Raw genomic sequence first — 17,245 nt, 5'->3', positions numbered from 1 at the left:
TGCCGGGCCCGTACCCGGTACAGTTGACTGCGTTCTTCCCGCTGGTACCCCGCCATTGATCGTCCTGCGCGTTCCAGGCCGCACCCCACTGATAGAGGAAATTTGGTCAACTTCACGGCGCGGTTCGCCACAAACGCAGAGCGCGAGAACTGGGATTCCCATGTGACGGCCAACCCTGCCGGCGGCAACGTCCTGCAGTCCGCCTCCTTCGCCGAGGTGAAATCCCACCACGGGTGGAAGCCGCTGTTCCTGGTGCTCCAGTCGGAAGACTATTCGAGCTACAACCTCGTGCTGGAGAAGTCATTCCCCGTCCTGGGGCGGCTCTGGTACCTCATCAAGGGGCCGGCAGTCGAGACAGCCGACCAGATGCCCGCAGCGGTTGACGCCATCCGGGAGTTCATCGCCCGCTCGAAGCTCCCGGTTTTCGCGGTAAAGATCGAGCCGGACATCGAGGACACCCCGGAAGCCCGGGACATCTTCCGGGGGGCCGGTCTCCAGAAAACCTTCGACCTGCAGCCCAATGACCACACCGCCATCCTCGAGACCACGGCGGAGCCGAACCAGCTGCTGCGCAACCTCCATTCGCGGGGAAGGAATGCCGTGCGGCGGGCCATCCGTGAGGGCGTCGAAGCGCACCGGGTGGAGCCCACCGAGGAGAATTTCCGCATCATGTACGGCCTGATGTCCCATATAGAGGACCGGTCAAGCGCGCGGCTGCGTTCCTTCGAGTACTACAGCAGGTTCTGGAACAATTTCGCGAAGGCGGGCCAGGGCCGGTTGTACTTCGTCTACGAGGACGGCGAGGCATCAGTAGGTGCCTTCGTACTCAACTACGGAACCAAGGGAACCTACAAGGACGGCGGGTCGAAACCCGGGCGTTCCCAGTATGGCGATTCCCATCTGCTGCAGTGGACCGCGATCAACGATCTCCGGACCGAGCACGGCATCGTGGAGTACGACTTTTGCGGGACGCCACCCAGTGACAAGCTCAAGGACCCGTCCCACCCCCACCACGGCCTCGGACTGTTCAAGACGAGCTTCACCAAGACCGTGACCGATTTCATCGGGTGCTACGACGCCGTGATCAGTCCCCGGAAGTACCGCCTGTGGAATATCGCCGGGGAACGCGTTGCACGGCAGGTCTATTGGCGGCGCCACCACCAGCCGTTTTACTGAGCGGGCAGCCCCGAGGGGAGAAACACGCACAAGGGGTTTAACCATGAAAGACGGCACTGGGCCCGGAGACGGCCATTCGCCCACCACCAATCCTTCGCCGATGGCGGAGTCGCTGCCGGTCATCCAGCGGCCCTTCGACCCGTCCGACGCCGAGAAGGAGAAGTTGGCGGCGACTCCGCGCTCGGAAGTGAAACCGAAGATCCAGCCCGCCTCGCGGCCGCCAAGGGCGCCGAAGGTGCAGCAGAAAGCGGCACCGAAGGCCCGGCAGCGGCAGCCGGGCTCCCGCCCCACCGATGCGTTGCCGACCACGCCGCGGGCCGTCCGCCCGGACCGGTCCAACGCCGCTGCGCGCAACATGCTGAGGCGGCTCGTCCAGGGGGAGGCGCCTCCCACCCAGGCGATGAGCATTGTGGAGCGGCTTGCCGGAAGCCCCTATGCGAACCCGATGGTCCAGGCCGCCGGGCCCGACGCGAGCGTCCGCAAGACCCTCGATTTTGCCCTGAGCCTCGCCGAGACGATGTTCCGGTACGGGGCAGGGGCCCTCGAAGTCGAGACGAGCATCATCGCGGTCACGGCAGCTTTCGGCGTGGACCACGTGGAAGTGGACATCACCAACCAGTCGGTGGTCCTCAACTACTCGGCCAAGGACCAGACGCCCACCACCGTGCTGCGCGTGGTGCGTTCGTGGACCAACAACTACGCCGGCCTCACCGCCATCCACCAGCTGGTCTCCGATATTGCCGACGGCGGAGTATCACGTCCGGAAGCAAGCCAGCGGCTCGAGATCATCACCAGGCGGCCCAAGCCCTTCCCCCGCTGGATGGTCACGGCGGCCTTCGGTATCTTCGCCGCCGCGATCGTGGGTTTCATCGGCGGAGGACCGCTCGGTTCCCTCCTGGGACTGGGCAGCTGCATCCTCGTGGATCTGCTGTCCCGCCAGCTCGGCAAGTGGCGCGTTCCGGAGTTCTTCGCCGTGGCGACGTCGGCCGGAATGGTCACCCTGATCGCCATGCTTTTCTGGTGGCTGGAGCTGCCGATCGCGCCCTCGCTGGTGGTAGTGGGCGGAATCCTGCTCCTCCTTCCCACCGGGCGCCTGGTCTCAGCCACGCAGGACGCCATCAACGGATTCCCCGTGACCGCTGCAGGCCGCTATCTCTCAGCCGTCCTGGTGTTCGGTGGAGTGGTCTCGGGCATCGCCGTAGCCCTGGTCGTCGGTTCCATGATCGGCATTCCGCCGCTCGACATCCTGCAATCCCCTGGAACCGTCTATCCGTGGCCAGTGGTGGCTGTCCTCGTCTTCATCGCCGTGGCGATGATCTGCGTCTCCGAGCAGACCGACGTCAAGCTCGTGGTCCCGACAGGCCTGGTCGGTGTTGCCGGATACCTGTTGTGGATCTCCCTCGTCAATGCGGGGGTGGGATACCGCCTGGCGCCGGCGCTCGCCGCGGTGCTGATTGGAGGACTCGCGCGGATCGTCGCGCTACGGATGGGGGCGCCGCAGCTGGTGGTGGCGGTGCCCGCGGTCATGTTCCTCTATCCGGGGCTGACGATCTTCCGGTCGATGTACTCCCTGACCCTCGATCCGGTGATGGTGAACGACGGCGCGATCGGGCTCTTCAATGCACTCACCGTGATCCTCGCCATCGCGGGTGGAGTGGTGCTCGGTGACAACCTCGCGAGACCTTTCACCCAGGGACTCAGCAGCAACGAGCGACAGCGGAGCCGTCGTCGCTGAGCTGACTCGCGACGGTTCCTGGTTCAGCTGCCGAGCCAGTCGACCGGTTCGGTGCCCTGCAGCCGTAATAGTTCGTTCACCCTGCTGAACGGCCGGGACCCGAAGAACCCCCGTGACGCCGACAACGGGCTGGGATGAGCGGATTCCACCGTCGGGGTATCGCCGAGCAGGGGCTTCATCTTCAACGCATCCCTGCCCCACAGGACGGCCACGAGCGGCCCGCCCCGGGCCATGAGGGCCGTCAGCGCGGCATCGGTCACTTCCTCCCAGCCCAGGTTCCGGTGTGAGGCCGACTCGCCGGCCCGCACGGTCAGTACCCGGTTCAGCAGCAGGACACCCTGCTCCGACCAAAGGGAGAGATCACCGGAGGCCGGTACTGTTCGGCCGAGGTCCGATGACAGTTCCCGGTAGATGTTGACAAGACTCCGCGGCAGGGGCTTCGTCCTGGGATCGACGGCGAACGCAAGACCCACCGAATGGCCCACGGTGGGATAGGGGTCCTGCCCCACGATGACCACCTTGACCTTCGCCAGCGGATAGCTGAAGGCGCGGAGGATGTTCGGGGGCTCCGGAAGAATCCGCTGCCCGGCGCGGACGTCCCTGGTGAGGATTCGGGCGAGGCGGTGCAGCGCCGGCTCCACAGGATGAAGAGCCTCGGCCCAGTCAGGGGCCATCAACTCCCTGATAGGAGTCGGAGCGGCGAAGGAGAAAGGGCTGACGCCAAGGCCATCGTCGGATTCCATGGTTCCATTCTCGCCGATCAGACGTGGGCAGACCCTTCAAATGACACTGTTGAAATTCGCAACTACCATGGATAGGTGGTCCTGCCAGAGGCAGTGACGGGAATTCCTGTAATGGACGGATTGGGGCGGTGGAGTCGATGGGTGAAGCACTGGGTGCGTCGGGCAACCCGCCTTCACCTACCGATGCACTCGTTCTCGAGGACCGCGACCGGCGCATGCTCGCACTCGAACGTGAATGGTGGAAATACTCGGGCGCGAAGGAACAGGTGATCCGGGAGCTTTTCAACATGTCAGCCACCCACTACTACCAAATTCTCAATGCGCTGATCGACACGGAGGCGGCGCTCGCGCACGACCCGATGCTTGTCAAAAGGCTGCGTAGACTTCGTTCAACCAGGCAGCGTGCCCGCTCGGCACGCCGGCTCGGCGTCGACATCTGACCAGCAGCCAAGGACCGCACACGCATATGACGAAATATCCCGCGGACGAGTTCGACGAAGTTCCGATCAGCGTCGATCGGCAGGGAGTCCACCGTGAGCGGTTGATGCCCGACCGTTCCAGTGGACTCGCGCTGAAGATCCTCGTGGGAGTGCTTGCGTTGCTCGTGGGACTCGCCGCCTACTTTCTGCTTCCCCGGCTCGGGTTGGAGGCGGGGCCCAGCGGCAGCACCGCTTCGGCAGCGGACGCCTCCGGGATCCCTACCCCGGATTCGGATCCTGCAGAGGCGGGCTCCGGGGAATCTGCGTCAACCTTCCCGGCGCCTGCACCGGGGGAAGCCTCCCCGGGTGCAGTTGACAGAAGCCAGGGCCTCAACGTGCTCAACGCCACCGGAACAGTAGGGCTCGCCACGACCGCGGCCGGCCGCCTCGCGGCGGAGGGATGGTCCGGGGCGATTGCCGGCAACTGGGCCGGGCCGCCGGTTCAGGCGTCCACGGTTTTCTACGGCGGCGCCGACCAGCAGCCCGCCGCCCAGGAACTCGCCGCTGACCTCGGCATCGCAACCGTGATGGCCAGCCCCGACGCCGCGCCGCTGATCACGGCGGTGCTTGGACCGGACTTCCGATAGGAACCCTCGCCCGGTCGGCCGGCAATGGTCCCGGACGGTGTGTTACTCCTTCGGCGTATTACTCCTTGAGGGGGATGCCGCGTGCGTCCCTGCTGAACGACTGTGCTCCCACGAGGATCAGAATGCCCTCGATGAACCCCCAGAGCGCTCCGAATCCGAAGGTCACGAAGGTGACGATGATCTGCACGACGCCGATGGTGGTATAGCCCAGATAGAAACGGTGGATGCCGAGCGATCCCAGGAGGATGCCGAGCAGCCCTGCAACGAGCCGTGATTTCTGTTCGGGGTACCCCTGACCGTAGCGGCCCTGTTGATACGGGCCCTGCTGGTAAGGATTCGGCTGGTACGGGCCGTGCTGGTATTGATTCGGTGGGTACTGATTAGGCTGTCCGGGGTACCCCTGACCGTGGGGACCCTGCTGCTGGTAGGGATCAGGTTGCTGCGGAGCTGACCCGTACGAGCCGGGCTGGTGGACGCCGGAGGGGTCGAAACCGGACGGATACGGCTCTCGTGGCCGACCGGCGTCCGGTGGTGACCCGGGTTCGGGCTGCTTCCTCCCGTCCGGCTCCGAAAAGGGGTCCGGCTGGTGCTCTGGGTTCGTTGACACTGCGCTCCTCCTGTTGTGCTGTCCGACCCCAACCTATGCCTCCTTCATGCCGCACGCCATCGGGTAGGTCCCTGTCTTTTTCCGGAGCGGCTCAGGGACGGCCCGGGGGCGTCACCACCGCGATCCCGGCTTGCACTCGCCCTGCCGGAGTGCTAATTATTGAGTTAGCACTCGGGCCGGTTGACTGCTAAGCAGTGGGTACCGGGTGAAGCAGGCAGACCTCTGTGGTGAGGGTGAACGCCGGGACGTAAAGAGATCGTTCCCGGCCCATCCCGTCCGTCGCGGGCATCGCAGATCGGTAGGCATTCGTATGCTGACATGCATAACCGTCCCCGAAAGGACCTAAGCCGTTATGGCCAAGATCATTTCTTTTGATGAAGAGGCCCGTCGCGGCCTCGAGCGTGGATTGAACATCCTCGCTGACGCCGTCAAGGTAACGCTCGGCCCACGCGGCCGCAACGTCGTCCTCGAGAAAAAGTGGGGCGCCCCCACGATCACCAACGATGGTGTTTCCATCGCCAAGGAGATCGAACTCGACGACCCGTTCGAGAAGATCGGCGCCGAGCTGGTCAAGGAAGTTGCGAAAAAGACCGACGACGTCGCCGGCGACGGCACCACGACCGCCACCGTCCTCGCGCAGGCTCTCGTCAAGGAAGGCCTCCGCAACGTAGCAGCCGGTGCCGATCCCCTGAGCCTCAAGCGCGGTATCGAGAAGGCAGTTGCCGCCGTCACCCGGGAGCTCCTGGCTTCCGCCAAGGAAATCGAGACCAAGGAGGAAATCGCGGCCACGGCTTCCATTTCCGCCGGTGACACGCAGATCGGTGACCTCATCGCCGAAGCACTCGACAAGGTGGGCAAGGAAGGCGTCATCACCGTCGAGGAATCCAACACCTTCGGCCTCGAGCTCGAGCTGACCGAAGGCATGCGCTTCGACAAGGGTTACATCTCCGGTTACTTCGTCACCGACGCAGAGCGCCAGGAGACGGTCCTCGAGGATCCCTACATCCTGATCGTCAACTCGAAGATCTCGAACGTCAAGGACCTCGTTGCCGTCCTCGAGAAGATCATGCAGTCCGGCAAGCCGCTGCTGATCATCGCCGAGGACGTCGAGGGCGAGGCTCTCGCCACGCTCGTCGTGAACAAGATCCGCGGCACGTTCAAGTCCGTTGCCGTCAAGGCTCCAGGCTTCGGCGACCGCCGTAAGGCCCAGCTGGCCGATATCGCCATCCTCACCGGTGGCCAGGTCATCGCCGAGGAAGTCGGCCTCAAGCTCGAGAACGCCACGCTCGACCTGCTCGGCACCGCCCGCAAGGTGGTTGTCACCAAGGACGAGACCACGATCGTCGAAGGTGCCGGCGACGCCGACGCCATCGCCGGCCGTGTGGCCCAGATCCGCGCCGAGATCGACAACTCCGACTCCGACTACGACCGCGAGAAGCTGCAGGAGCGCCTGGCCAAGCTCGCCGGCGGCGTTGCAGTCATCAAGGCCGGAGCCGCAACCGAGGTTGAGCTCAAGGAGCGCAAGCACCGCATCGAAGATGCAGTGCGTAACGCCAAGGCAGCCGTCGAAGAGGGCATCGTTGCCGGTGGCGGCGTGGCACTGATCCAGGCCGGCGCCAAGGCATTCGCCACGCTCGACCTGACAGGTGACGAGGCAACCGGAGCGAACATCGTCCGTGTCGCCATCGACGCCCCGCTGAAGCAGATCGCCTTCAACGCCGGCCTCGAGCCGGGCGTCGTGGTGGACAAGGTCCGCGGACTGCCTGCGGGCCATGGCCTCAACGCTGCAACCGGCGTGTACGAGGACCTCCTGGCCGCCGGTGTCAATGACCCGGTAAAGGTCACGCGCTCCGCCCTGCAGAACGCGGCATCCATTGCCGGGCTGTTCCTGACCACCGAAGCCGTTGTCGCGGACAAGCCCGAGAAGGCTGCTCCCGCCGGCGGCGGCGGAGACGACATGGGCGGCATGGGCGGAATGGGCGGCTTCTAGTCCCTCCCAGCCGTTCCGCGCTGATCTGACAAAGGCGGCACCCCGAAACGGGTGCCGCCTTTTTCGTGTCGGGTTTCAGTGCAGGAACAACCTCGCGTTACTCAGTTCAGCCTCCGCATACTGGGTCGTGGCGATGGCCAGGGCTTCATTGATTCCCACCAGGGATTCCTCCACCTGTGCCTGGGTGCCGCGCCACTGCGTGATGAGCTGCTGGAAGTTCGCCGAGGCCTGTCCGCCCCACAGTGCCTCGAGTTCACGAAGTCCCGCCTGCATACTGTTCACCTCGGACTGCAGGCGGAGAATCGTGCCCTGTACCTGGCTGCTTTTCGCCGCCAGGCTGTCGGTGTCCACAGTGAAGAATGCCATCGGTCCGCTCCCGGTTCGCTAGGAAATGTCCTGTCACCCGACGGTAGGCAGTGAAGCGCCGCGGCAGGGGACCCAGCGGCAGGATGTGGACAAAGCGGCGCTCACGCATCAGCGGCAGAGGACGATTCCGACGCCGTCGACGGCAGACCGTCCGCGTGTGGAAAGCGAACCGACAGTGTGGCTCCGCCGCCGGGAGTCTCCTCGAGCCGCACCGTCCCGTCATGCTGGGCGACAAGAGCCGCCACGATAGCCAGGCCGAGGCCGGTGCCGCCGGTTTGCCGGTGGCGGGAGGAATCCGCACGGTAGAAGCGCTCGAAGACGCGGGCGGCGTCCTCCTCGGAAATGCCTGGTCCATGGTCCCGCACTTCGAGCACCGAGTTGCTGTGCCCGGACAGCACGGGTGCCACGCCGACCGCAATCTCGATGGGCGTGCCGTTCGGGGTGTATCTCAGCGCATTGGTGATCAGGTTGGCCACGACCTGCCGGATCCGTGACTCGTCCCCGATGGTCGGCGCGGGCTGGGGTTTGCCGCCGTCGAGCCCGATCACAGTGATTCGTCGGTCGGGGGCGATGGCGCGGGCGTCGAGGGCGGCGTCATTGCCCAGCACCATGAGGTCGACCGGCTTGGCGTCGAGCGGCCGCTGCTCGTCGATCCGCGCGAGCGTCAGGAGGTCCTCCACGAGCTGGCCCATGCGGATCGCCTCGCTCTCGATCCGGCCCATCGCGGCTGCCACGTCCTCGTCCTTCTCCAGGGCGCCGTGCCGGTAGAGCTCGGAGAAGCCGCGGATCGTGACCAGTGGGGTCCGGAGCTCGTGGGACGCGTCTGCGACGAAACGGCGCATCTTGCGCTCCGACGCGGTCCGCGCGGCGAAGGCCGTTTCGATATGGGCGAGCATTGCGTTGAGTGACCGGGAGAGCCTGCCGATCTCGGTAGCGGGCCGCTCCACCTTGACGCGCCGGGAAAGATCACCGGCGGCGATCGCCGCTGCAGTCCGCTCGACCCTCGCCAGGGGCCGGAATTGGCGGGTGACGGCGGCGAACGCGATCAAAGAGGCGACCGCGGTGGTCAGGAGCCCCGACGTGAAGATGATTTCGGCCGCCTCCTGGACCGAGTCATTGACCGTAGAGAGCGGGGACGCGACGGCGAGGTGCCCTTCCTGATTGTTGAAAGGAATCAGCTTCACCCGCCAGCCCTGACTCGTCGAGTGGGTGCCGGGAACCTCGAAACCACTCCGGTCGACCTGCCGGATGCGCTCCTCCGACAAGCCGTCGAGGTCCGGGGCGTCAGCGTCGTCGGGCAACTGGGTTTCCCCGATCACCTCGCCCTCCGAGTCGAGGATCGCGCCGTAGAACCGGAGGAGGGCGCCGTCGCCGGGAAGTGATGATGCGTAGAAGGTGCGTGCCACCACCTGTGCATTGGACTCGAGGTCGGTGTCCATGCGTTCGATGAGGCCGTCCCGCAGCAGCGAGACGGTGGCAAGACCGGTGATGCCGACGGCGACCGCCATCAGCAGGGTCGTGATGGCCACGAGCTGCGTCCGCAGCGAGGCCGATTTCCAGCGCCGAATCACCGGGTCGGAAACCTACCGCTTGTCGGGGGTTCGCAGCAGGTACCCCACACCGCGCTTGGTCTGGATGAGCGCGACGGCTTCAGGGTTGCGGTCGATCTTGCGCCGCAGGTAGGAGATATAGGACTCCACGATCGACGCATCCCCGTTGAAGTCGTACTCCCAGACGTGATCCAGGATCTGGGCCTTCGAGAGCACCCGGTTGGGGTTCATCATGAGGTACCGCAGCAGTTTGAATTCGGTGGGGGAAAGGTCGATCGTCTCGCCGGCCCGCCGCACCTCGTGGGCGTCGTCGTCGAGCTCGAGATCAGCCACACGGATGACGGCGTCGTCGTCGTCCATCGGCTGGGTGCGACGCAGCACCGCGCGGATGCGGGCCACCACCTCGTCGAGGCTGAAGGGCTTGGTCACATAATCGTCGCCGCCGACGGTCAGTCCGGTGACCTTGTCGTCGGTGTCGTCCCGTGCGGTGAGGAAGACGACGGGGAAGTGGCGTCCGGCCGCCCGTAGCCGCCGCGTGACGGTGAAACCGTCCATGTCCGGCAGCATCACGTCGAGCACTGCGAGGTCCGGGTTGTGGGTTTCCGCTGCGGCAAGGGCTTCACGCCCGTTCGCGGCGGCGACGACGTCGAACCCGGCAAAGCGCAGGGACGTCGAGAGCAGTTCGCGGATATTCGGTTCGTCGTCAACAACCAGCAGTTTCGCTTCGGGGCCTGTTCTCTTCACGCCTGCCATTCTTCCGCCGCTCTCTGGGAATCCGCTGGGAGTACGCTGAACGCCTCCGGCTGGCCGGCCGTCATCCGCTCAGCCCTGCGGCGTCGAGGATGCGGTAGGCGTAGCCCTGTTCGGCGAGGAAACGCTGCCGTTTGGCTGCGAAATCCTGGTCGAGGGTGTCACGGGCTACGACAGTGTAGAAGCGTGCGGCGCGCCCGTCGGCTTTCGGACGCAGCAGCCGCCCGAGGCGCTGTGCCTCCTCCTGGCGCGAGCCGAAGGAGCCGGATACCTGGATTGCGACCGAGGCCTCGGGCAGGTCGATCGAGAAGTTGGCCACCTTGGACACCACGAGGGTGCTCAGTTCGCCCTGCCGGAAGGCCTCGAAGAGCCGTTGGCGTTCCTTCACCGGGGTTTCGCCCTTGATGACGGGGGCGTCGAGGCGGGCGCCGAGATCATCGAGCTGGTCGATGTACTGGCCGATCACCAGGAGCTGTTCGCCGGAGTGCGCGGCGACAAGCTTCTCCACCACGGCCGACTTGGTGTCGGACGTGGCGCACAGCCGGTACTTGTCGCCGTCGTCGGCCATTGCATACGCGACCCGTTCATCCCGGGGGAGGTCGACGCGCACCTCCACACAGTCCGCCGGGGCGATGTACCCCTGCGCCTCGATGTCCTTCCAGGGCGCGTCGTAACGCTTCGGGCCGATGAGCGAGAAAACCTCGCCCTCCCGGCCGTCCTCGCGGACGAGGGTGGCGGTGAGCCCAAGGCGGCGCCGCGCCTGGAGGTCGGCGGTCATCTTGAAGATCGGGGCGGGCAGCAGATGCACCTCGTCGTAGACGATCAGGCCCCAGTCGTTGGCGTCGAGCAGTTCGAGGTGCGGATACAGGCCGCCGCGGCGCATGGTCAGGACCTGGTAGGTGGCGATCGTCACCGGCCGGACCTCCTTCCTGGCGCCGGAGTATTCGCCGATCTCGTCCTCGGTGAGGGAAGTCCGCTTCAACAGTTCGTCCTTCCACTGCCGGGCGGAGACGGTGTTGGTGACGAGGATGAGGGTGGTGGTCTTGCTGGTGGCCATGGCGGCGGCGCCCACGATCGTTTTTCCTGCACCGCAGGGAAGGACCACCACTCCTGATCCCCCGGACCAGAAATTCTCCATCGCAATTTTCTGGTAGGGCCGCAGCGTCCAGCCGTCCTCTTTTAGGTCGATAGGATGCGGAGTCCCGTCCACATAGCCGGCGAAATCCTCGGCGGGCCAGCCCAGTTTCAGCAGGAGCTGCTTGAGCGCTCCGCGCTGCGAGGAGTGGACCACCACGGTCTCGCCATCTATCCGGGGGCCCAGGAGGGGCTGGATCTTCTTCGCGTGAAGCACTTCCTCGAGCACGGGGTAGTCGGTGGTGCGCAGTACGAGCCCGTGCTGTGCATCCTTCTCGAGGCGGAGCCTGCCGTACCTCGACATGGTGTCCTCGATGTCGATGAGGAGTGCGTGCGGAACCGGGAACCGCGAGTACTTGAGCAGGGTGTCGAGCACATGCTCGGCGTCGAGACCTGCTGCCCGCGCGTTCCACAGGCCGAGCGGGGTGAGACGGTAGCTGTGGACGTGCTCGGGTGCGCGTTCGAGTTCGGCAAAGGCAGCGATGGCGTGCCGGGCCTCCGTTGCCAGCTCGTGGTCCACCTCCAGCAGGATGGTCTTGTCGCTCTGCACAATCAATGGACCGTCAGTCATCGGTCGGTGTTCCCTCCACTATTTCCACATCCATGACCCGGTGCACCGAGACAACTTTCTCCACCTGCTTCTGCGGGTCGTATACCCGCACCCGGCCTCCGGACACTGATAGGGGAACGAGGATCTGCCGGACCGAATTCCCCTGGCTGTCGGCAGTGCCCAGCCGCACCGGTACTTTTCGGCGGATGGCTGTCCTCAGGGTTTCGAGCCCGAGGAGAACCTCGCTCTCCTGCCCCTGTCCCGGGGAGCGGTCCACCCGGCCGGTGCCCCGGAGCCGCAGGGAGGCCAGTTGCGCTTCGATCTCCTCCTCGCTGAGCGACCACGGGTTGAGCCGTGCGCGGGAAGCCGCGATCGACGCGGACGAGGAGGACGACGGCGACTGTGGCGGTGGCGGAACGGCTGAGGCGGCGTCGTCGGGATGAGGCCCGTCCGGGGAGCGCCGCGTGCCGCGGCCCGGTGTCCCGGGGCGCACCTCGGGTGCCGGCGCGTAGCCCAGGTCGCGCAGGAGGGAGGTCAGCTCCGCGGGACTCGCCGGGGAGGCGATCACCGTCGGGGCCAGCTGGACGAGCCCGAGGGCGGCCGCGCGCGGGTCGGCAAGCAGTGCGGCCACGACGGCGTCGTCCTCGGTCCGCACATAACTGGCGGCCCGTCCCACCCGGAGGCTGCCGTACCTGCCCGCAGTGTCCTCGACGAGGTAGGTGAGGGCCTGCGGCACCTCGGTGGCGGAATGCTCGGTGAGGAAGGCGGTGATGGACGCGGCGTCGTGGCCCGCGTCGAGCGCCCGCCGGATGGAATCCGCCGAGAAGCGGTAGGTGGAGGCGGGCCCCTGGCCCTCGGGGGTCGAAAGCACCAGCAGCTCACGCGCCACGGCGGGTTCGAGGTAGCCAGGGGCGATGGCGGTGAGGTCCGCCTGCAGGACGACACGGCTCACCGGGGCGGGAAGGGCCACCCCGACTGCTGCTGCGGCGTCATCGAGGAGACCCTGTTCCACGAGGAAGCCGATGGGGGTCAGTGCGCCGCCTCCGAAAAGCCCCAGCGCGGCGGCCTCCGTCAGCATTCCGGGAACGAGGCGCTCGAAGCGCCGTCGAAGCCGTGGCTGGTGCCAGGAAAGCCACTCGACAAGGTCCTGCACAGCGAAGCCGGCGGTCGGCAGGGACTGCGCGACATCCGGTTCTTCGCCGGCAGGCCTTCCCGCCAGCTCTACTGCGGCAGTGAGCAGCCGACGGCGAACGAGGGGGGCATCAGGCCTCGACCCTTCGGCTGCGAGCGCGTTGATGGCGCTGCCGTCGGCAAGTTTCGAACCGGTCAACGACGGCGCGCGGTCCAGCTCGAGCCAGCCGCGCAGAAGGATCAGCCACTGCTCATGCCGGCTGCGGGAGTCCCACGCGGTCTCCGATGGTTTCCACCGGGAATCATCGACGTCGAGGGTCAGCAGGCCTGCTGCGGCGGCCAGTTCAAGGAGCCACGGCGTGTCCCTGGTCTCGCACTGCAGGGACTCGGTGAGCCGGCGGAGCTCCCGGACCCCGACTCCACCCGAACGGAGCGTCGCGACAGGGGTTGTCGAGGCAGCGGCCAGCAGTGCCGACAATCCGCGCAGCAGTTCGGCGACGGCACTGAAAGCCGCGTTGTCCCGCAGTGCCCCGCGGATCACCAGCCGGTTTCCTTCAGGGGGCGTGGCACCGAGTACGGGGAAGACCGTGTGCCCCCGCACTGCCTGTCCCACCGCGCGCGGCAATTCGACGTGCTTCGCGTCCAGGGGGGCGAGAAGCGCCCGGTGCAGCAGCCACGGGACAGGGGAGGAGGTATCGCCGCCCCTTCCTTCGGGCGTTGCGCCCACGGGCGAGGCGGCGAGCCGTTCAAGCACGGCAAGCGTGCCCTCGGGGGCCGACGCCATCAGCGCAGCCCAGGCCGACGGCGAACTGATCACCTTCTCGAGGGCTTCGGCGGCGGAGGCCGGCATGTGGACCGGCCCGGCGGGCTCCCGCTCGCCGGGCGTCCGGCCCACCACCGATACCGCTTCGATGAGCCGCGGGCCATACGTGGGGATACTCCGCGCCAGGGATTTCAACGGGCGGCCGAGGCCTGCGGGGTAGGGGCCCAGAGCATCCCCGAGGGAGCCCACGGGCAGGTACGTTGCCGGATCCCCGGCGCTGCGGTACAGCAGGGCGAGGTCGCAGAGCTGGTCGGCAATGGTGCGGAGGGTGTCGGCGTCGGCCTCCCCGAAGGCGTCCTTCAGCTGGGCCAGCCCGATTCCCGTCTCGGGGGCGGCAGGATCCTCAACCACCAGCACCGCCTCCAGTACCTGCTGCTGCGGTACTGCAATGTTCTCGAGCGCCCGCTGCAGGCTGCCACGCGTGGAGGCCCGAGCCGCAAGCGCAGGGAAGTCCGGTACCGGGGGAAGGATCAGGTCGGGGCGCGCTGAAAGGAGCTTGCGCAGCTCGGAGTCGGTGCGGGAAGCCAGCTGCTCGGCCAGGGCACGGATTGCGGACATTGCCTCAAGATTACCGGTGGCCTGAAGGATCAACTGCGCCGTCTGGCCAGGACTCCGGCGAATACCACGACGGCCATGAGCAGGAACCCCACCGGGAGGCAGGCATATGCAAGGAGCACCCAACCGGGCCAGAGGGGGGCCTGGAGCCACGCAGCGGCGAGGATGACGATCAGCGCAACAAGCCCCGCCCCCGCGAAGACGACCGCAAGGACCAGGAGCACGAGCCGTACGGGCGGGCCACCGGTGGCCGGGGCGGGCACGGCGTCCGCCGGGGAGCCGTTCGGTCGGGGCGCGGCAGGTCCGCGGGAGTCGTTGGGGAGCATAGCCCCTCCAGCCTACAAGAACGGCGGCGCAGCCCGGCACTGAAAAGAGGATAATCTAGGTGCTACGAAGACTTCTCCGGCAGGGGCCGCGGCAGGCCGGCGGCACCACTGCCGCCGGCGGTGGCATCGGCCGGAACCCCAAAGGACAGCGCGTGTTCAGCGCCGCCGCGAGCTAGGAAAAGGTAACTGACGTGCCCATTGGCAAGGTGAAATGGTTCGACACCGAAAAGGGATTCGGCTTCCTGGCAACCGACGAGGGCAAGGAAGTCTTCCTTCACGCATCGGCGCTTCCCGCCGGAGTGACCGAGGTGAAGCCGGGAACCAAGCTGGAGTTCGGCGTCGCCGACGGCCGCAGGGGCCCGCAGGCGCTGTCAGCACGGATCCTCGAGGTCCAGCCCTCGATCGCCAAGGCCACGCGCAAGAACGCGGACGACATGGCTGTCATCACCGAGGACCTGATCAAGCTCCTCGACGACGTCTCCAACGGTCTTCGGAAGGGTCGTTACCCCGAGAAGTCCCACGCCACCAAGGTGGCCGCCGTCCTGCGCGCTGTCGCCGACGACCTGGACGCCTGAGGCTCCCATGATTCCGAGCGGCCAGCCCTCCTCCGAATACGACGACGCTTCCCCCACGGCCGAAGCCGTTCCTGCCCCGGTGGTGAAGCGACGCGCTCCGAAGCGGCCTGCGAAGCCGGATGCACTGCTCGAAGCTGCGGTCGAGTTCGCTCGCGCAGGAGTGCTCCAGGTCGCGCCCGCCGAGCAGGTGGGCCGGCACGTCACCTCCTATCCCGACGGTGAGCGGTTGCTCACCCACCGGTTCGAAGCGTTCGTGCCGGGTTACGGTGAGTGGGAGTGGTTCGCGACGCTCGCGAGGGTTCCGCGCGGCAAGGAACCCTCCGTCTGCGAAGTGGGCCTCCTCCCCTCCGAGCGGGCGCTGGTCGCTCCTGAGTGGTTGCCGTGGTCGCAGCGGGTGAGGCCCGAGGATTCCCAGGACGACGCTGAAACGACTCCTGCCGCCGTCGAGAAGCCGATGGTGGTGGAGGACGGTGCGCTGGTGGAGGGCACGCAGGAGGAGCCGGCGGAGGACGGGGCAGAGGGCGCCGAGCGGACGGACGCTGCAGATGAAGGTTCGCCGGAGGCACGAGGAACCGGAGCGGACAGCTAGTTGGGGCCGGACCGGGCAGGGGAGGAAGCGGCAGCCGGATGAGCACCTTCCGGTCCTTCGGTATCCGCAATTACCGCCTGTGGTTCATCGGTGCGATGGTGTCGAACATCGGGACCTGGATGCAGCGGACCGCGCAGGACTGGCTGGTTTACGACATCCTGACCGAGCAGGACGCCTCGGCCCTCGGTATCGTGCTGGCGCTCCAGCTTGGTCCGCAGCTCCTCATCGCTCCCTGGGCGGGCCTGGTCGCCGATATCGTGGACCGCAGGAAACTGCTCATCCTCACCCAGCTCCTGATGGCTGCCCTGGGGGTGGGACTCGGGCTGATGGTGCTTGCCGATGCCGCCGAGCTGTGGCACGTCTACGCCTTTGCGCTCGCGCTCGGCGTCGTTTCCGCGTTCGACGCCCCCGCACGGCAGGCATTCGTGTCCGAACTCGTCCGCGACGACTACCTTCCCAATGCAGTGGCCCTCAACAGCGCGTCCTTCAACGGTGCCCGGCTGGTGGGACCCGCCGCGGCCGGTCTGCTGACGGCCGGCGTCGGGCCCGGTTGGGTGTTCCTGATCAATGCGGTCACCTTCGGGGCGATGGTCTACGTGCTCCTGGCCATCCGGTCCTCCGAACTTCGCGCCCAGCCCAAGGCACCGCCCGGCAGGGGCCGCATCCGGGCGGGGTTCCGGTATGTCCTGAATCGGCCGGACCTGATGGTGGTGATGCTGGCCATCTTCATCGTGGGCACTTTCGGGCTGAATTTCGCCGTGTACATCGCCGCAATGGCGCGCACCGAGTTCGGCCAGGGCGCCGGAGTGTTCGGGCTCCTCTCCTCGGTGATGGCGGTGGGCTCGGTGGCAGGAGCGCTGCTCTCCGCGCGCCGCGCGAAACCACGGCTCCGCTTCATCTTCGGGGCGTCGGCGGCGTTCGGCCTCGCCTGTGCAGGGGCCGCCGTCGCTCCGACGCTGTGGATCTTCGGCCTCGCCCTGATACCGGTGGGACTGTTCGCCCTGACCCTGATGACGAGCGCCAACGCCTACGTCCAGACCACCACCGAGCCGGTCATGCGCGGGCGGGTCATGGCGCTGTATTTCGCGATCTTCCTCGGCGGAACACCGTTGGGCGCGCCCGTGGTGGGTTGGGTCTCGGATGCCTTCGGCCCGCGATGGAGCCTGGGCGTGGCTGCCGCGGCGGGGTTGATTGCGGCCGCCGCCGGCATCTTCTGGGCCTGGCGGTACCACGACGTGCGGCTGCGCTACGACCGCTCTGTTCCCCGCCGCCTGCGCATCGGCGGCGCTGCGAGCGACAGGAACTGACCGCGTCCAGGCGGACGGAACCAGGCTGGGTAGCCCTTAGCGCACCTCGGCCGAAGCGAACTCGGTCATGGCATCCCACAGCCAACGCGTTGTGTAGTCCGCGAAGGACGCCCTGGGCAGCAGGAGATAGGTCGTGAGCCAGGTCTGCCGCAGGAGCAACGGCACCGGACCCAATGTTGTGGAGATGGCCGTGCCGGGCGGAAGGGCCCGCGAATGCAGGTCCGCCGGACAGCCTCTCCCTGCCACAGCAGTGAGGCTCCCGATGGGCCCCC

17 protein-coding genes are annotated in these 17,245 nt (G+C 66.8%); 8 read left to right on the top strand and 9 right to left on the bottom strand.

Translation table 11 applies throughout. From position 1 onward, the window contains the following. The first annotated feature begins 102 nt into the window (after positions 1–102). Together IWX65_RS06100 and IWX65_RS06095 are read left to right on the top strand one after the other, a co-directional pair. On the top strand, positions 103–1,176 hold the full coding sequence (locus IWX65_RS06100) for a lipid II:glycine glycyltransferase FemX (RefSeq protein ID WP_196881542.1): 1,074 nt from the start codon (positions 103–105) through the stop codon (positions 1,174–1,176). Between the two features lie 43 nt (positions 1,177–1,219). After that, on the top strand, positions 1,220–2,911 hold the full coding sequence (locus IWX65_RS06095) for a threonine/serine exporter family protein (RefSeq protein ID WP_196881541.1): 1,692 nt from the start codon (positions 1,220–1,222) through the stop codon (positions 2,909–2,911). A gap of 23 nt (positions 2,912–2,934) precedes the next feature. Here IWX65_RS06095 and IWX65_RS06090 read toward each other — a convergent pair whose 3' ends face one another. Then, entirely contained in the window at positions 2,935–3,654 is a 720-nt protein-coding gene (locus IWX65_RS06090) for a uracil-DNA glycosylase (protein WP_196881540.1), read from the bottom strand. A gap of 137 nt (positions 3,655–3,791) precedes the next feature. Here IWX65_RS06090 and IWX65_RS06085 point away from each other — a divergent pair, with 137 nt between their 5' ends. Together IWX65_RS06085 and IWX65_RS06080 are read left to right on the top strand one after the other, a co-directional pair. Continuing rightward, positions 3,792–4,094 (top strand): DUF3263 domain-containing protein, encoded by a 303-nt coding sequence (locus IWX65_RS06085; RefSeq protein WP_196881539.1) that lies wholly within the window; start codon positions 3,792–3,794, stop codon positions 4,092–4,094. Positions 4,095–4,120: 26 nt separating this feature from the next. Then, positions 4,121–4,720: a LytR C-terminal domain-containing protein gene (locus tag IWX65_RS06080; protein WP_196881538.1), complete on the top strand. Its 600-nt coding sequence runs from the start codon at positions 4,121–4,123 to the stop codon at positions 4,718–4,720. A 58-nt stretch (positions 4,721–4,778) separates the two neighbouring features. Here IWX65_RS06080 and IWX65_RS06075 read toward each other — a convergent pair whose 3' ends face one another. After that, positions 4,779–5,327 (bottom strand): TM2 domain-containing protein, encoded by a 549-nt coding sequence (locus IWX65_RS06075; RefSeq protein WP_196881537.1) that lies wholly within the window; start codon positions 5,325–5,327, stop codon positions 4,779–4,781. A gap of 352 nt (positions 5,328–5,679) precedes the next feature. On the opposite strand from IWX65_RS06075, the gene groL reads away from it, so the two are divergent. Continuing rightward, positions 5,680–7,317 carry a chaperonin GroEL gene (gene groL, locus IWX65_RS06070; protein WP_196823047.1) on the top strand — a complete coding sequence of 546 codons (1,638 nt, stop codon included), beginning with the start codon at positions 5,680–5,682 and terminating at the stop codon, positions 7,315–7,317. Positions 7,318–7,392: 75 nt separating this feature from the next. Here the strand turns inward: groL and IWX65_RS06065 are convergent, their stop codons facing one another. From IWX65_RS06065 to IWX65_RS06040, 6 genes are all read right to left on the bottom strand, one after another. Then, positions 7,393–7,683: a WXG100 family type VII secretion target gene (locus IWX65_RS06065; protein ID WP_196881536.1), complete on the bottom strand. Its 291-nt coding sequence runs from the start codon at positions 7,681–7,683 to the stop codon at positions 7,393–7,395. Between the two features lie 101 nt (positions 7,684–7,784). Further along, entirely contained in the window at positions 7,785–9,254 is a 1,470-nt protein-coding gene (locus IWX65_RS06060; RefSeq protein ID WP_334683692.1) for a sensor histidine kinase, read from the bottom strand. Between the two features lie 12 nt (positions 9,255–9,266). Continuing rightward, complete coding sequence (locus tag IWX65_RS06055; RefSeq protein ID WP_442859167.1) at positions 9,267–9,977, bottom strand: response regulator transcription factor; 711 nt, start codon at positions 9,975–9,977, stop codon at positions 9,267–9,269. A 70-nt stretch (positions 9,978–10,047) separates the two neighbouring features. Further along, positions 10,048–11,688 carry a DNA repair helicase XPB gene (locus tag IWX65_RS06050; protein WP_196881534.1) on the bottom strand — a complete coding sequence of 547 codons (1,641 nt, stop codon included), beginning with the start codon at positions 11,686–11,688 and terminating at the stop codon, positions 10,048–10,050. Continuing rightward, positions 11,681–14,179 carry a helicase-associated domain-containing protein gene (locus IWX65_RS06045; protein ID WP_196881533.1) on the bottom strand — a complete coding sequence of 833 codons (2,499 nt, stop codon included), beginning with the start codon at positions 14,177–14,179 and terminating at the stop codon, positions 11,681–11,683. The genes IWX65_RS06050 and IWX65_RS06045 overlap by 8 nt, the downstream gene beginning before the upstream one ends. A gap of 29 nt (positions 14,180–14,208) precedes the next feature. Further along, positions 14,209–14,502: a hypothetical protein gene (locus IWX65_RS06040; protein ID WP_196881532.1), complete on the bottom strand. Its 294-nt coding sequence runs from the start codon at positions 14,500–14,502 to the stop codon at positions 14,209–14,211. Positions 14,503–14,693: 191 nt separating this feature from the next. Here IWX65_RS06040 and IWX65_RS06035 point away from each other — a divergent pair, with 191 nt between their 5' ends. From IWX65_RS06035 to IWX65_RS06025, 3 genes are read left to right on the top strand one after another with little or no spacing between them, the layout of a single operon-like run. After that, positions 14,694–15,077, top strand: a complete 384-nt coding sequence (locus IWX65_RS06035; protein WP_196823041.1) for a cold-shock protein — start codon at positions 14,694–14,696, stop codon at positions 15,075–15,077. Between the two features lie 7 nt (positions 15,078–15,084). Next, entirely contained in the window at positions 15,085–15,666 is a 582-nt protein-coding gene (locus tag IWX65_RS06030) for a DUF3027 domain-containing protein (protein WP_196881531.1), read from the top strand. Positions 15,667–15,704: 38 nt separating this feature from the next. Next, on the top strand, positions 15,705–16,973 hold the full coding sequence (locus tag IWX65_RS06025) for an MFS transporter (RefSeq protein WP_196881530.1): 1,269 nt from the start codon (positions 15,705–15,707) through the stop codon (positions 16,971–16,973). 36 nt (positions 16,974–17,009) lie between these two features. On the opposite strand, the gene IWX65_RS17725 is transcribed toward IWX65_RS06025, so the two are convergent. Further along, positions 17,010–17,138, bottom strand: coding sequence for a hypothetical protein (locus tag IWX65_RS17725; RefSeq protein ID WP_334683691.1), 129 nt, complete (start codon positions 17,136–17,138; stop codon positions 17,010–17,012). Positions 17,139–17,245 lie beyond the last annotated feature (107 nt).

The sequence above is a fragment of the Arthrobacter sp. CAN_A214 genome, assembly GCF_015751955.1.
Classification (GTDB): Bacteria; Actinomycetota; Actinomycetes; order Actinomycetales; family Micrococcaceae; genus Arthrobacter_D.
The sequence above is the reverse complement of the archived record's forward strand: the minus strand, read 5'-3'. Positions and strand labels throughout refer to the sequence as shown.

Excerpts from the sequence above, each read along its gene's own strand:
- IWX65_RS06095 (WP_196881541.1), top strand. The coding sequence starts at position 1,220 with ATGAAAGACGGCACTGGGCCCGGAGACGGCCATTCGCCCACCACCAAT.
- IWX65_RS06090 (WP_196881540.1), bottom strand. The coding sequence starts at position 3,654 with ATGGAATCCGACGATGGCCTTGGCGTCAGCCCTTTCTCCTTCGCCGCT.
- IWX65_RS06085 (WP_196881539.1), top strand. The coding sequence starts at position 3,792 with ATGGGTGAAGCACTGGGTGCGTCGGGCAACCCGCCTTCACCTACCGAT.
- IWX65_RS06080 (WP_196881538.1), top strand. The coding sequence starts at position 4,121 with ATGACGAAATATCCCGCGGACGAGTTCGACGAAGTTCCGATCAGCGTC.
- groL (WP_196823047.1), top strand. The coding sequence starts at position 5,680 with ATGGCCAAGATCATTTCTTTTGATGAAGAGGCCCGTCGCGGCCTCGAG.
- IWX65_RS06065 (WP_196881536.1), bottom strand. The coding sequence starts at position 7,683 with ATGGCATTCTTCACTGTGGACACCGACAGCCTGGCGGCGAAAAGCAGC.
- IWX65_RS06050 (WP_196881534.1), bottom strand. The coding sequence starts at position 11,688 with ATGACTGACGGTCCATTGATTGTGCAGAGCGACAAGACCATCCTGCTG.
- IWX65_RS06045 (WP_196881533.1), bottom strand. The coding sequence starts at position 14,179 with ATGTCCGCAATCCGTGCCCTGGCCGAGCAGCTGGCTTCCCGCACCGAC.
- IWX65_RS06040 (WP_196881532.1), bottom strand. The coding sequence starts at position 14,502 with ATGCTCCCCAACGACTCCCGCGGACCTGCCGCGCCCCGACCGAACGGC.
- IWX65_RS06030 (WP_196881531.1), top strand. The coding sequence starts at position 15,085 with ATGATTCCGAGCGGCCAGCCCTCCTCCGAATACGACGACGCTTCCCCC.
- IWX65_RS06025 (WP_196881530.1), top strand. The coding sequence starts at position 15,705 with ATGAGCACCTTCCGGTCCTTCGGTATCCGCAATTACCGCCTGTGGTTC.